The sequence below is a fragment of the Pseudomonas sp. SA233 genome (genome assembly GCF_054792385.1).
Genome location: NZ_CP096449.1, coordinates 1,540,594 through 1,553,671 on the forward strand (window position 1 = coordinate 1,540,594; position 13,078 = coordinate 1,553,671).

At 62.7% G+C, this 13,078-nt stretch carries 12 protein-coding genes and 1 tRNA gene; 6 read left to right on the plus strand and 7 right to left on the minus strand.

The window, feature by feature from the left end; genetic code table 11:
• Positions 1-95 precede the first annotated feature (95 nt).
• The 4 genes from M1D87_RS07145 to M1D87_RS07160 all read left to right on the plus strand — a co-directional run bounded on the left by M1D87_RS07145 (position 96) and on the right by M1D87_RS07160 (position 3,554).
• Positions 96-287, plus strand: a complete 192-nt coding sequence (locus M1D87_RS07145) for a PLDc N-terminal domain-containing protein (RefSeq protein WP_012271091.1) — start codon at positions 96-98, stop codon at positions 285-287.
• A gap of 241 nt (positions 288-528) precedes the next feature.
• A complete protein-coding gene (locus M1D87_RS07150) occupies positions 529-2,604 on the plus strand; it encodes an LTA synthase family protein (protein WP_015269358.1) in 2,076 nt (691 codons plus the stop codon).
• 204 nt (positions 2,605-2,808) lie between these two features.
• On the plus strand, positions 2,809-3,045 hold the full coding sequence (locus M1D87_RS07155) for a hypothetical protein (RefSeq protein ID WP_015269359.1): 237 nt from the start codon (positions 2,809-2,811) through the stop codon (positions 3,043-3,045).
• Positions 3,046-3,221: 176 nt separating this feature from the next.
• Positions 3,222-3,554 (plus strand): ribonuclease E inhibitor RraB, encoded by a 333-nt coding sequence (locus tag M1D87_RS07160; protein ID WP_023661860.1) that lies wholly within the window; start codon positions 3,222-3,224, stop codon positions 3,552-3,554.
• Between the two features lie 54 nt (positions 3,555-3,608).
• On the opposite strand, the gene M1D87_RS07165 is transcribed toward M1D87_RS07160, so the two are convergent.
• On the minus strand, positions 3,609-4,409 hold the full coding sequence (locus tag M1D87_RS07165; protein ID WP_123085317.1) for a c-type cytochrome: 801 nt from the start codon (positions 4,407-4,409) through the stop codon (positions 3,609-3,611).
• Positions 4,410-4,937: 528 nt separating this feature from the next.
• On the opposite strand from M1D87_RS07165, the gene M1D87_RS07170 reads away from it, so the two are divergent.
• Positions 4,938-5,669, plus strand: a complete 732-nt coding sequence (locus M1D87_RS07170) for an amidotransferase (protein ID WP_038409106.1) — start codon at positions 4,938-4,940, stop codon at positions 5,667-5,669.
• Positions 5,670-5,800: 131 nt separating this feature from the next.
• On the opposite strand, the gene M1D87_RS07175 is transcribed toward M1D87_RS07170, so the two are convergent.
• From M1D87_RS07175 to M1D87_RS07185, 3 genes are all read right to left on the minus strand, one after another.
• A complete protein-coding gene (locus tag M1D87_RS07175; protein ID WP_015269363.1) occupies positions 5,801-6,772 on the minus strand; it encodes a magnesium and cobalt transport protein CorA in 972 nt (323 codons plus the stop codon).
• Between the two features lie 64 nt (positions 6,773-6,836).
• The gene (locus tag M1D87_RS07180) at positions 6,837-7,556 is read right to left on the minus strand and encodes a lysophospholipid acyltransferase family protein (RefSeq protein ID WP_039614931.1); all 720 of its coding nucleotides are present in this window, start codon (positions 7,554-7,556) and stop codon (positions 6,837-6,839) included.
• Between the two features lie 181 nt (positions 7,557-7,737).
• Positions 7,738-8,427: a crotonase/enoyl-CoA hydratase family protein gene (locus M1D87_RS07185; protein ID WP_013971521.1), complete on the minus strand. Its 690-nt coding sequence runs from the start codon at positions 8,425-8,427 to the stop codon at positions 7,738-7,740.
• 198 nt (positions 8,428-8,625) lie between these two features.
• Between M1D87_RS07185 and M1D87_RS07190 the strand changes: the two genes are divergently transcribed.
• Positions 8,626-8,715 (plus strand) — tRNA-Ser (locus tag M1D87_RS07190).
• A 166-nt stretch (positions 8,716-8,881) separates the two neighbouring features.
• Here the strand turns inward: M1D87_RS07190 and M1D87_RS07195 are convergent.
• From M1D87_RS07195 to M1D87_RS07205, 3 genes are all read right to left on the minus strand, one after another.
• Positions 8,882-11,014 carry a TonB-dependent siderophore receptor gene (locus M1D87_RS07195; RefSeq protein ID WP_123085316.1) on the minus strand — a complete coding sequence of 711 codons (2,133 nt, stop codon included), beginning with the start codon at positions 11,012-11,014 and terminating at the stop codon, positions 8,882-8,884.
• Between the two features lie 202 nt (positions 11,015-11,216).
• A complete protein-coding gene (locus tag M1D87_RS07200) occupies positions 11,217-11,597 on the minus strand; it encodes a hypothetical protein (protein ID WP_015269367.1) in 381 nt (126 codons plus the stop codon).
• 120 nt (positions 11,598-11,717) lie between these two features.
• On the minus strand, positions 11,718-12,905 hold the full coding sequence (locus M1D87_RS07205; protein ID WP_039614933.1) for an MFS transporter: 1,188 nt from the start codon (positions 12,903-12,905) through the stop codon (positions 11,718-11,720).
• Positions 12,906-13,078: the final 173 nt, after the last annotated feature.

Genomic DNA, 13,078 nt, shown 5'->3' on the forward strand with positions numbered 1-13,078 from the left:
CTACTCAGGGACCTGCACCAATCGCCAAGGATTCCCTTCTATCGCCTTGATAGCTGACTATGCTGTGCAGCAAAGCCTTTGACAGGAGTTTTGGCATGGGGTCGACGTTCAACAGCCTGGTCGGGCTGATCATCCTGGCGCTGGATATCTGGGCCATCCTGAATGTGATCAAGAGTGGCAGTGAAGTGGGCATCAAGGTGTTGTGGATCCTGCTGATCGCCTTGCTGCCGGTGGTGGGGCTGGTGATCTGGGCGATCGCCGGGCCGCGGGGGAATGTGCGGATCTGAATGGCTGTGCTGGCCTCTTCGCGGGTGAACCCGCTCCCACAGGGGGATCACTAGACCTGAGGGCAGTGATCTTCCTGTGGGAGCGGGCGTGCCCGCGAAGAGGCCGTAACAGACAAAAGCGGCAACACCCCCGTGACAAAATTTTCACATTGGTTTAAACAGAATCCGCACCCGCACAATGCTGCGTTGGTAAACACCTGCGCCATCTCCGCAAACCCGCAATCCTAGGACCTTCCCATTCATGGCTAACCTGGACGCCTTGAAGCAACGGGGCGCGCGAGCGTCGTTCTCGCCCACTCTGAAATCCCACCTGGCCTACACCCTGCTCAGTGGCCTGGTGATCATGCTGATGCTCAGCCTCGTGCGCCTGGCGCTGCTGGTCTACAACAGCGACATGATCGGCGATACCCCCAGCGCGACCGTCGCAGAAGGCTTCCTCAACGGTTTGCGCTTCGACCTGCGGGTAGTGGTGTACATCAGCATTCCGCTGCTGCTGGCCATCCTCAGTCCCTGGGCCATGGCCCGGCGTGGCCTGTTCCGTTTCTGGCTGACCATCACCTCGAGCGTGGTGATGTTCCTCGGCCTGATGGAAATGGACTTCTATCGCGAGTTCCACCAGCGCCTCAACGGTTTGGTGTTCCAGTACATCAAGGAAGACCCGAAGACCGTGCTGAGCATGCTCTGGTACGGCTTCCCGGTGGTGCGCTACCTGCTGGCCTGGCTGTTCGGCACCTGGCTGCTGAGCCTGCTGTTCAAGGGCATCGACCGCATGACCCGTGGCAACGGTGCCGGCGAGGTCACCCTGCAGCGCCGTGCCGCGCCGTGGTACAACCGCCTGGCGGTGTTCATGGTGATCCTGCTGGTGGCCGTGGTCGCCGCCCGTGGCACCCTGCGTCAGGGCCCGCCGATGCGCTGGGGTGATGCCTTCACCACCGATTCCAACTTCGTCAACCAGCTGGGCCTGAACGGCACCCTGACCCTGATCGATGCTGCCAAGAGCCGCTTCGGCGAAGACCGCGCCAACATCTGGAAGCCGGTGCTGGAGCAGGACGTGGCCACGCAGAGCGTGCGCGAGCAGCTGCTGACCGCCCACGACACCCTGGTCGATGCCGACGAGGCTGCAATCCGCCGCGACTTCGTGCCGCCGGCCGAGCGCACCCTGCCGATCAAGAACGTGGTGGTGATCCTGATGGAAAGCTTCGCCGGCCACTCGGTGGGCGCGCTGGGCAGCCCCAACAACATCACCCCGTACTTCGACAAGCTGGCCAAAGAAGGCCTGCTGTTCGACCGCTTCTTCTCCAACGGCACCCATACCCACCAGGGCATGTTCGCCACCATGGCCTGCTTCCCCAACCTGCCAGGCTTTGAGTACCTGATGCAGACCCCGGAAGGGGGCCACAAGCTCTCCGGCCTGCCAGCCTTGCTCAGCGCCCGCGATTACGACGACGTTTACGTCTACAACGGCGACTTTGCCTGGGACAACCAGTCCGGGTTCTTCGGCAACCAGGGCATGACCACCTTCATTGGCCGTAACGACTTCGTCAACCCGGTGTTCTCCGACCCGACTTGGGGCGTGTCCGACCAGGACATGTTCGACCGCGGCGCCGAAGAGCTGGCCAAGCACGATGGCAAGAAGCCGATCTACGCGCTGCTGCAGACCCTGTCCAACCACACCCCGTACGCGCTGCCCAAAGACCTGCCGGTAGAGCCGGTAACCGGCCAGGGTCGCCTGGACGAGCACCTCACTGCCATGCGCTATTCGGACTGGGCGCTGGGGCAGTTCTTCGAGAAGGCGCGCAAGGAGCCGTACTTCAAGGAAACCCTGTTCGTCATCGTTGGCGACCATGGCTTTGGCAACCACCAGCAGGTCACCGAGCTGGACCTGGGTCGCTTCAACGTGCCGCTGCTGCTGATTGCCCCAGGCATCCAGGAGAAGTTCGGTGCGGTCAACCACACCGTGGGCACCCAGGTCGACATCGTGCCGACCATCATGGGCCGCCTGGGTGGCCAGGCCCGTCACCAGTGCTGGGGCCGCGACCTGCTCAACCTGCCTGAGGGCGACCAGGGCATGGGCATGATCAAGCCATCGGGCAGCGAGCAGATCGTCGGCCTGGTACAGGGCGACCGTATCCTGATCGAGTCCAAGGACATGACCCCGCGCATGTACCGCTACCAGCTGGGCAGCGAGTTCAAGGCCGAGCTGATCGAAAGCCCGGACCAGCCGGAAATGCTGAAGAAGCTGGAAGCGTATATCCAGACTGCGACCAAGAGCTTGCTGGATAACACTGCTGGTGTAGTGCACGGCACGCCTAAGTAAGGCTGCAACAGGGGCCGCTTTGCGGCCCATTCGCGGGTAAACCCGCTCCCACAGGGATTTCACAGGGTCTGAGGGCAGTGATATCCCTGTGGGAGCGGGTTTACCCGCGAAGAGGCCGGCACAGACTGAACATTCTCCCCACCTCAAGGTCACTTGTTTCAGGCATTACACACCTGGTGTTCGTTGACTGAGAGGGTTCGTTCAATGAAAGAGTGGGAAGTCATCTTTGCCGACCAGAAAGGCGTGCTCACCACCCTGACGCTGCGCGGCGACCAGTGCCCCAGCGAAGAGGACGCCGCGCGGGCCATCCGTTCGCACCTGTTCCCGGTGATGGACGAGCTGGACCTCAACGACTTCCAGGACCGCACCATTTCCCCCACCGCACGCTGGCTGAAGGAGCAGAGTGGCGTGACCATCACCAGCATCCACGAAACGCCCTGAACCACACGTTTGCGTGGTGCCCTGGCAGGCACTACGCTGCATGAAGGTGCCGGCCTATTCTGCGGGTCGGCACCGCATCCCTTCGCGTCTTGCATCAGCTCGAACTGCCCGGCCGCTGCCGGCAGGTGCGTAGTGCACGGAAAGTCTATCCATCGCATTATTCAGGAGGACGTTTCATGAGCAGCCAGAACGACGATATCAGCAGCAACGTCCTGCGCCAGATGAAGGCAGGCGGTTTCGACTTCACCCAGATCCATCCCATCGAGTTCTACGCCATATTCCCCGACGAAGCAGGGGCCCGCCGTGCGGCCGGGCAGTTTCGTGGGGAATCGCTGAATGCCCAGGTCAAGGAGATGGGCGACGGTGCATGGCATCTGGAACTGAGCAAGGTCATGTATGCCACCCATGGCGGGATTGGCGACTTTGAAGAGGCCTTCGAGCAGCTGGTGACACCTTATGGCGGTGAGGTGGAAGGGTGGGGGGTCAAGCAGGAGCGGCCCATAGCCTGAGAGTTTTGTGTTGCCTTCTTCGCGGGCAAGCCCGCGAAGAAGCACACACAGCCCTCAAGGCCTGCGCCCAGCCATATGCCCCAGGTAAGCCAGCAATTCATCCAGCTCCGATTCACTCAAGACACTCTCTGCAAACCCCGGCATCTTTGCCTGCGGCCACTGCCGCAGGCTTTGCGGGTCACGAATCAGCTGGCGTAGATATTCAGGCCGAAAATACTCGGTCGGGTTATGCGGCATATTCAGGTCCGGCCCCACCTGTGCATCCCCTGCGCCATTCAACCTATGACACGCCAGGCAATTCTGCTGGAACAAGGCAAAGCCTCGGCGCACCGGGCTGTCGGCCGGCAACTTGGGGGCGGGCAGCAGCGCCGGAAAACGCGCTTCGACGGAGGCCAGCTTGCGAATCGTGGAAATCTGGAACGGCCACTGCTCCGGGCGGATACCGCTGGCCTGCGGTGCAGTCCACACTAGGTAGAACGGTCCTGCACTCGGCTTGCCTTGGCCCAGTGATGGCCATGGCCGGTCAGGTTCCTCCACCGCCAGCCAGGCCTGTGCCGGCCCCTGCTGCAACAGTGGCGCCGCGGGCATTTCGGCGGCAAAACCGTCCAGCGCCACTGCCTGCAGGTGGTCGCTGGCGCTCACGCCGTCCAGCAGCGCGGCCAGCGGCACAGCCCGATAACGCATGGGCTGCTTGTAGGAAACGTCCTGGTCGATGCTGATGTCCCGGGCCTGCGGGTGGTCGAGCAGTTCTGCACTGCTCCATTGGCGCGTCGTGGCGCCCAGTTCAAGGTGCAGTTGCGCCGCCGACAGCGGCAGGCTCAGGAGCAACACTAACAGTGCAAGGCAGTGGCGCATGGGTAATCTCCGACCATCAAGGCCAGCAGGTTACCTGTGCGTTGCCTGTTGGCGCCACAGCGGCAGTCAGCCGAACAAACGTGTAAGGTTCGGCAGGATCAGCAGCAAAGTCGTGGCGAAGAGAATGAGCCCAGCTTGGCGAATTTTCGATTGTCTGAACATGGCGGACCGCCTTCTTGTTGTTATTCCTGAATACCCGTTGGCTTCCCTGTCGCGCTTCGGGTCGATCGCAGTGGCGTTGCGTGACGCCTGAACTGCCTGCCTCTTGAAAGTGGATATACAACCAACAGTAGGGTGTGCGTCATCCATGTTTGAGAACCCTTTGTTCTAATACTGTGGGTCGTTGATTTCGTCTGGCTATGAGGCCAAGTGCCAGCCAGCTGGCATGCTCTCGCTAGACGGTGGCGCAAGTGCCAGCAGGGCACCGACGAAATGTGACCGTTCGTCAGTGCGGCCTACTTGCTTGTACGTGCCTTTCGCGTCAGTCTCTACAGCAGATTCCCACCCATGTCGTTCAGGACTATCCCTATGTCGTTACGCATCTGCATCCTTGAAACCGATGTCCTGCGACCGGAGTTGACCGCGCAGTACCAGGGCTACGGCAGGATGTTCGAGCAGCTCTTCTCGCGTCAGCCGATCGCCGCCGAATTTCGTGTGTACAACGTGATGAACGGCGATTACCCCGCCGACAATGAAGTGTTCGATGCCTATCTGGTGACGGGCAGCAAGGCCGACTCGTTTGGTACCGACCCGTGGATCCAGACGCTCAAGGCCTACCTGCTGAAGCTGTACGAGCGTGGCGAGAAGTTGCTGGGTGTATGTTTCGGCCACCAGTTGCTGGCGTTGACCCTGGGTGGCAAGGCCGAGCGTGCGGAACAGGGCTGGGGTGTGGGTATCCACCGCTATTCGCTGGCGGCCCATGCGCCGTGGATGGACCCTGAGGTGTCGGAGCTGACCTTGCTGATCAGCCACCAGGACCAGGTGACCGAGCTGCCGGAAGGCGCCACGGTGATCGCCTCCAGCGATTTCTGCCCGAACGCTGCGTACCACATTCGTGACCAGGTGCTGTGCTTCCAGGGGCACCCCGAGTTCGTGCACGACTACTCTCGCGCGCTGCTCGATGCGCGCCAGGAGTATCTGGGGGATGAGGTGTACCACAAGGCCGTGGCCAGCCTGGCCACCGAGCACCAGGGCGACCTGGTGGGGGAGTGGATGTTGCGGTTTATCCAGCAACCGGTGAGCAAACACGACGCGGCCTGAAGCCGAGCGCTGTTTTTGTAGGAGCAGCCTTGTGCTGCGAAGAGGCCCTCACGACCACATAGCATATGTTGGTCTTGCCGGCCTTTTCGCAGCACAAGGCTGCTCCTACAGGAAGCGCGCCGGGCCTGGGGTCAAAGCCAGCCCGATTTCTTGAAGCTGGCATACAACGCGGTACAGCCCAGCCCGATTACCCCCAGTACCCCGAAGTACCCATAGTGCCACCCCAACTCCGGCATGTTCTGGAAGTTCATCCCGTAAACCCCGGCAATTGCCGTGGGGAACGCCAGGATCGCCGCCCAGGCTGCAAACTTGCGCTGCACGATGCTCTGCCGTGACGACTCCAGCAGCATGCCGATCTCGATGGTCTGGCTGGCGATGTCACGGATACCTGCCAGGTCTTCCATCTGCCGCGTCACGTGGATTTGCACGTCACGGAAGTACGGGCGCATGTTCTTGTCGATGAACGGGAAGCTCAGGCGCTGCAGTTCCTCGCTCACTTCCACCATCGGTGCCACGTAGCGGCGCAGGCGCAGGATGTCGCGGCGCAGGCTGTGCAAGCGGCGGATATCGTCCTCTTGCAGCGAACCGCCGAGCACGCTCTGCTCCAGCTCTTCGATCTCGCCATGAATGGCCTCGCTGACCGGCTGGTAGTTCTCGGTGACGAAGTCGAGCAGGGCGTACAGCACGAAGTCTTCGCCGTGCTCCAGCAGCAACGGCCGCGCCTCGCAGCGTTGGCGCACCAGGGCATAGGATTTGGAGTGGCCGTTGCGGCAGGTGATGATGTAGCCGTTGCCGGCGAAGATGTGGGTTTCGATGAACTCCAGCTTGCCTTCGTGGCGCACCGGCGAATAGGTGACGATGAACAGGGCGTCGCCGAAAGTTTCCAGCTTGGGCCGGCTGTGCTTTTCCAGGGCGTCTTCGATGGCCAGTTCGTGCAAATTGAACTGGCATTGCAGGTTGGCCAGTTCCTCAGCGTTGGGCTCTTCCAGGCCAATCCACACAAAATGCCCTGGCTTGCGTGCCCATTCGCTGCCTTCGTCGATGCTGATGTTGGTGACCTTTCTGCCGGCGCTGTATACCGCCGATGCCACGACTCGACCCATGGTTGTTCGCTTATTCCGGTTGGACACGGGTTACAGCTTGGGCTGTAGTGGGCTCAAGAGCAACCTAGCTCTTGGCCAGTTCCCCTTCCATGCGGTCGATGCATTGCTGCATCTGCCCGCGGCACTGTTCGATCAGCGCCGGCAGGTCCTGCAGGGTCATGCCCGCCGTGGCGATCGGTGGCAGCGAGCGCACGATCACCGTGCGCTGGCGCCAGCTGTTCAGGCTGAGGCGCCCGGCATAGCGGCTGACGCACACCGGCACGATCGGCACACCCGCCTCGATGGCCATGTGAAACGCGCCCTTCTTGAAGGCCAGCAGGTGCTCGCCGGGATTGCGCGTGCCTTCGGGGAAAATCCAGATCGAGGTGTCGTCCTGCAGTACCCGGGTGGTCTTCTGCATGGCCTTGCGTGCCTGGTAGGCATTCTTGCGGTCGACCAGCACGTTGCCACCCAGCCAGAACAGCTGGCCGAACAGCGGGATCCAGCCCAGGCTTTTCTTGCCGATGGCGACGGTGCGCTGCGGCACCACCTGGCCTAGCACGAACAGGTCAAAGTTGGACTGGTGGTTGGCGACGATCACGCAGCCTGGCGGCTGGTCCCACAGCGGGCCGACTTCGGCCTTCACCCTGATGCGCATCAGCCAGGTGGCCGGCAGGCTGTAGAGGCGGGCGAAGACGCGGCTGTTGTCGGGGTTGAAGGGGCGGCACAGGCCAACGACCAGGCCCAGGGCCCCAACCACAAGGAAATGCAGCGCCAGCAGGAACATGCGCAATGAATAAAGCATGGTACGACTCACACCAGACAGTCGCCGGGCAGTGTACGGATGTGCACTGGTCGGGGCAAACCCTGGTGCAAGCTTGTACTGGCCCTTTCGCGGGTGAACCCGCTCCCACGGGTACCTCACTGCTCTTGAGGCATGCGATATCCCTGTGGGAGCGGGTTCACCCGCGAAGAGGCCGGTACGGTCAACCTGTATAGTGCTGATCCAGCTCGATCGCCTTGTCCAGCGCCTCCAGCAGCTCTTTGCGCACCTTCAGCTTGGTGTGCTTGTGCGCCAGCATGTTCAGCTTCTTCAGCTCCCGCGCTTTCTCCAGTGCTGCATCCTGCAACTGCTCGGCCGGCACCACCTTGTCGAGGAAGCCGGCATCCACCGCGCCCTGCGGGTCAAACACCTCGGCATTGATCACCGAGCGGTGGAAGGCCGAGCGGCGCAGGCGGTCGCGGGCCAGTTCGATGCCGGCATGGTGCATGGTCATGCCGATCTGCACTTCGTTCAGGCACACCTTGTACGGCCCTTCGACGCCAATGCGATAGTCGCCCGACAGCAGCAGGAAGGCGCCCTTGGCCACGGCGTTGCCCGGGCAGGCGACCACTACCGGGAACGGGTGCGACAGCAGGCGGCGGGCGAGGGTGGAGCCGGCGGTGACCAGGCTGATCGCCTCCTTGGGGCCGCTGGTCATCACCTTGAGGTCGTAGCCGCCAGACAGGATGCCGGGCTGCCCGGTGATGATCACCACCGCGCGCTCTTCGGTGGCGCGGTCGAGCGCGGCGTTGAAGGCGGCGATGACGTCTGGCGAGATGGCGTTGACCTTGCCGTTGTTCAGGGTCAGGGTGACGATGCCGTCTTCGGCGTGGTAGGTAATCAGCTCGCTCATGGCAGAGTCCTTTTGTTGGCGTGGCGACGACGTTACCCAGCGCCAGGGGCGAGGTAAAGCAGTAAGGCTGACTGGTCGGTCAGCGTTCGCCGGGGCTCAAATGCAAATGCATGAAAAAATTGAAAAAAATGCTTGCCAAAGGGAAGGTCTTTCACTAAATTAGCGCACCTCGACAGGCTGCAAGGCTTGAAGAGAAACGGTGAAGTGTCCGAGTGGTCGAAGGAGCACGCCTGGAAAGTGTGTATACGAGAAATCGTATCAAGGGTTCAAATCCCTTCTTCACCGCCACATTCTACGAAGAGCCCCCGAGCTGAAAAGCCGGGGGCTTTTTGTTTTTGGGCCTTTGGGGGCCGCTTTGCGGCCCTTTCGCGACACAAGGCCGCTCCTACAGGGACCGCGTACGCCTGTAGGAGCGGCCTTGTGTCGCGAAGGGGCGCAACGCGCCCCCAAAATTCTAGAAGCTGACCGAAGCCGAAAGCCGAGCCGTCCGCGGCGCTCCCTGGAACAGGTAGTTATCCCCCAGGTAATCCCCCACATCGCGCCAATAACGCTTGTCGAACACGTTATCCACAGTCAGCCGCAGCACCGTGTCATACCCCCCCATACGCGTACGGTAGCGGCTACCCACATCGAACACCGCATACCCACCAACTTCCACATTCCCCGCCTGGCTCGCATATTTGCTGGCGCTGTAGCGCGCCCCGCCCAGCAGTGCCAACCCCGGTACCGGCAGGGTGTATTCCGCCTGCAACGCCGCCCGGAACCTGGGCACGTTGATCGCCTGGTGGCCCTCATAGGCATCGGTATCGCTGTTCTGCACCCGCGCCCGAATCGCCGCAGCGCTGGCCTGCACCTGCAGGTTCGAGGTCACCCAGCCGCTGGCGCCCAGTTCCAGGCCGGTGTTCTTCTGCTGGCCTTGCTGCACGTAGGTGAAAGTGCCGGAGCCGTCCGGGCGCGCGTACTGGTACGCCTGGCGTATCTGGAACAGTGCGGCACTGAAGCTCAGGCCTTGCCAGTCATGCTTGAGGCCTAGTTCCAGTTGGTGTGAGGTCGTCGGTGCCAGGATTTCGAATCTGTTCTCGGCGAGCCAGGGTGCAGTACCGCCTGCCGACAGGCCTTTGGAATAGCTGGCATACACCGTGGTATCCGGCTGCGGCTTGTAGATGAGCGCGGCGTTGGGCAGCAGTTCGTACTGCCGGGTATGGCGGCCGGCAACGCCGTCCTCATTCCAGGTTTTCTCGTCCAGGCGTACTTCACGGGCACCCAGTACGGTCTGCCAGTGCTCGTTGAAGCTGATGCGGTCGCTCACGAACAACCCGTACTGGCGGCTGTCCAGGCGACGTTCGCTAGACCTGATGGGCTTGTCGGATGGATCGAAGGCCGGCGCACCGGTGTGGATATTGCCTGTACCTACCCATTCCATATAGCTGGGGCGCTGATCCAGCGTGCGCCGCTGCGCACTAGTGCCCACGGTCAGCTCATGCCCCACGCCCAGCCCATCGAAACGCCCGTTGAGCATGGCCTGCGCCTCATCTGTACGGCGGGTGTCGTCCGGGCTGCGGAAGTCGTAGATGTCGTAGTCGCCGTTGCTGCCGAAGAACGCGCCTTCGCTCGAGCCCCAGGCAAACGAGCTGTAGTCATCAATCACCACCTTGCTGCGCGAGGCGCTCAAAGTCCCGGTCCAGGCTTCGTTGAAACGGTACTCGAAGCGCCCGCCCAGGTTCAGCGAATCGTTCTGCACCGGCTTGGCCCAGTGCTGGTAGGCCAGGCGGTCGTCCGGGTCGATGCCATGGGGTACTTCGCTGCCACCGAGCAACTGGTAACCCGGCACCGAGCGTTGTTCACGGTGCTGGTATTCGGCATCCAGCTGCAGGGTGGCATCCGGGTTGATCTGCCAGTCGAACGCCAGCGAGGCGAAGTCGCGCTTGCCGTCGGCGTGGTCGACGTAGGAGCGGATGTCTTCATGAGCCAGGTTGGCCCGCAGGCCGAACTGCCGCTCGCTGCCGAACCAGCCACCCAGGTCGGTGGCCAGGTAGCGTTCGCCTTGTTCGTTGGTCGACACCGTGACGCTGCGCACGTCTTCGGCGCGCTTGGTCACGTAGTTGACCAGGCCGCCCGGCTCCGATACGCCGCTCTGCAGCCCGGACAGGCCCTTGAGCAGCTCCACCTGCTGCTTGTTTTCCAGGGCCACGTTCTGCTCGCCGGCGATGGTCTGGCCATTGATTCGGTAGCTGCTGGCGGCATTCAGCTCGAAGCCGCGCACGTTGAAGTTTTCGTAGTAGCCGATGGGGGCGTAGCTTTGGCCCACCGAGGCGTCGCTTTGCAGCACTTCGCTGAGCTGGCGTACCTGGCGGTCTTCCAGCAGTTGCTGGCTGAATACGCTGATCGAGGCCGGGGTGTCGAGCAAGGGTGCGGGCTGGAAGCCGCCTACTGCTGCCTGGCGTACCTGGTAGCCGTCGTTGGTGTAGGTATCGGAGACCTGCAGCGGGGCCAGTAGCACGCTGTCTTCGGCAAGCACATGGGGGCAATGCAGGGCCAGGCCCAGGCTGAGCAGGCTCAGGGGCAGGCGAGGGTGACGCGGGGGCATGCGGTGGGGCTCCTGGATGCGCGACACCTGCGCCGGCCTCTTCGCGGGTGAACCCGCTCCCACATGAACAGCGCTGCCCTTGAGAGTGGCGCAGTTCCTGTAGGAGCGGGTTTACCCGCGAAGAGGCCAGTACAGGCCATGAAAAAGGCGGCATCTTACAGCCGCCTTCAACATAAAACGATCCGGGCCCTGCGATATCCCGTCAGCCTTTGCTGGCCGGCCGCCTGTGCTGCTTCCAGTTGTCGTCGATCTTCGACCAGGTCTTGCCATCGGTAATGGCCATGAGCTTGCGCCCGTCCTTGAAAGTGGCCAGGAAGGTGGCTTCCTCTTCTTTGCCACCCAGCCACAGCCCGGCCAGCAACCCCACCGGCCCGGCCACCAGGGCCCCGGCCACGCCCCAGCCCAGGGCACTGCCCAGGCTGCGGCTGGATTCCAGGCTGGCCAGCCGCAGGTCGCTGATGCGTGCCAGGGAAATCCGCTCGCCCGGGGAGGGGCTGCGCGGGGTCTTGAGTGTGAGCGATCCATTGCGATACTCGCCTTCACCTTGCAAGAAATCGCCGGATTGCACCGTGAGTCTTGTCATAACGTTGTCCTGTCAGGGAAAGGGCATTGACCAGCGCCTACTGAGCGCTGCCCGGGCAGGCAAGTCAACGGCCATGCGACGGAGGGTCGTGCGGTGCATTGTCGCTCAGGTCAATGGGCTTCAGGCGATCTGCAAAGCGTTCTTGCGCTTGCGCTCGGCCAAACCCCACGCCAGCAACGCCAGCCCGCCAATCACCAACCCGGCCAGCACAATCCCCATCCAGCCCTGGCGTTGGAACAGCTGCGTGCCCAGCAGCGATCCCAAGGCCCCGCCAATGAAGTAGCAGGTGATATACCCGGCATTCAGCCGCGTGCGCGCCTCGGGTCGCAGGGCAATTACCGCATTCTGGTTGCTCACGTGCACCAGTTGCACTGCAAGGTCGAGCATCAGCACGCCCAGCAGCAAGGCCAGCAACGACTGCTCGGCGAAGCCCAGCGGCACCCACGACAGCAGCAATACCACCAGGCCCACGGTGGTGCCCAGCGAACCCTTGCCACGGTCAGCCAGGCGCCCCGCCCAGTTGGCCGACAGTGCACCCGCTGCACCGGCCAGGCCGAACAGGCCTATCACCGCGTCCGAATAGTGATACGGGCCTTTCGCCAGCAGGAACGCCAGTGGCGTCCAGAACAGGGCGAACAGGCTGAATGCCAGCAGGCCGAGCAGAGAACGCAGGCGCAGCACCGGTTCTTCGAGGAACAGGCGGAACACCGAGCCGATCAGCGCTGGGTATTTCAGCCCGGCATGGCTGTGGTGTTGTGGCAGGCTGCGGTACAGCGCCACGGCGGTGATGGCCATCAGCAGCGCGGCCAGCACGTAGATGCTGCGCCAGCCACCCAGTTCGGCCATGAACCCGGCGGCGGTACGCGCCAGCAGGATGCCCAGCAGCAATCCGCTCATCAAGGTGCCGACCGCCCGCCCGCGCTGGTGTGGCTCGCTGAGGGTCGCGGCCATGGGCACGAGGATCTGCGCCACCACCGAGAACAGCCCAGTCAGCGCGGTGCCAAGTATCAGCCAGGGAAGGCTCGGTGCGCAGGCGCTGATGACCAGGCCAAGGGTGGAAATGGCAGTCATCACGGTGATCAGCCGGCGCTGCTCGAACAGGTCGCCCAGCGGCGCCAGCAGCAACAGGCCGGCGCCGTAGCTCAGTTGCGCGGCAATGACGATGCTGCCGGCACTGGCGGTGCTCAGGCCGAACTGCTGGGCGATGCTGTGCAGTAGCGGTTGCGCATAGTAGTTGCTGGCCACGGCCAGGCCGGTGGCGGTGGCCATCAGCAGGATCAGGGCGCGGCTGAGAGTGGGGGCGTTCATGCAGTTCTCGTGGCGGGCAGGAGTAAAGGGGGATTATCGGAAAGTGTCGGGCATTACATCAATGCATTGTGCGGCAGAGCAGAGTGGGGGGGCTGGAGGTCGGGGATCGGTTAAGCCTGTGCTGGCCTCTTCGCGGGTAAACCCGCTCCCACAGGTACACCACTGGGTTCGGG

Coding starts and splice junctions, on each gene's coding strand:
- M1D87_RS07195 (WP_123085316.1), bottom strand. CDS start 11,014: ATGCCCCCGCGTCACCCTCGCCTGCCCCTGAGCCTGCTCAGCCTGGGC.
- M1D87_RS07160 (WP_023661860.1), top strand. CDS start 3,222: ATGAGCAGCCAGAACGACGATATCAGCAGCAACGTCCTGCGCCAGATG.
- M1D87_RS07185 (WP_013971521.1), bottom strand. CDS start 8,427: ATGAGCGAGCTGATTACCTACCACGCCGAAGACGGCATCGTCACCCTG.
- M1D87_RS07175 (WP_015269363.1), bottom strand. CDS start 6,772: ATGGGTCGAGTCGTGGCATCGGCGGTATACAGCGCCGGCAGAAAGGTC.
- M1D87_RS07165 (WP_123085317.1), bottom strand. CDS start 4,409: ATGCGCCACTGCCTTGCACTGTTAGTGTTGCTCCTGAGCCTGCCGCTG.
- M1D87_RS07150 (WP_015269358.1), top strand. CDS start 529: ATGGCTAACCTGGACGCCTTGAAGCAACGGGGCGCGCGAGCGTCGTTC.
- M1D87_RS07180 (WP_039614931.1), bottom strand. CDS start 7,556: ATGCTTTATTCATTGCGCATGTTCCTGCTGGCGCTGCATTTCCTTGTG.
- M1D87_RS07170 (WP_038409106.1), top strand. CDS start 4,938: ATGTCGTTACGCATCTGCATCCTTGAAACCGATGTCCTGCGACCGGAG.
- M1D87_RS07200 (WP_015269367.1), bottom strand. CDS start 11,597: ATGACAAGACTCACGGTGCAATCCGGCGATTTCTTGCAAGGTGAAGGC.
- M1D87_RS07155 (WP_015269359.1), top strand. CDS start 2,809: ATGAAAGAGTGGGAAGTCATCTTTGCCGACCAGAAAGGCGTGCTCACC.
- M1D87_RS07145 (WP_012271091.1), top strand. CDS start 96: ATGGGGTCGACGTTCAACAGCCTGGTCGGGCTGATCATCCTGGCGCTG.
- M1D87_RS07205 (WP_039614933.1), bottom strand. CDS start 12,905: ATGAACGCCCCCACTCTCAGCCGCGCCCTGATCCTGCTGATGGCCACC.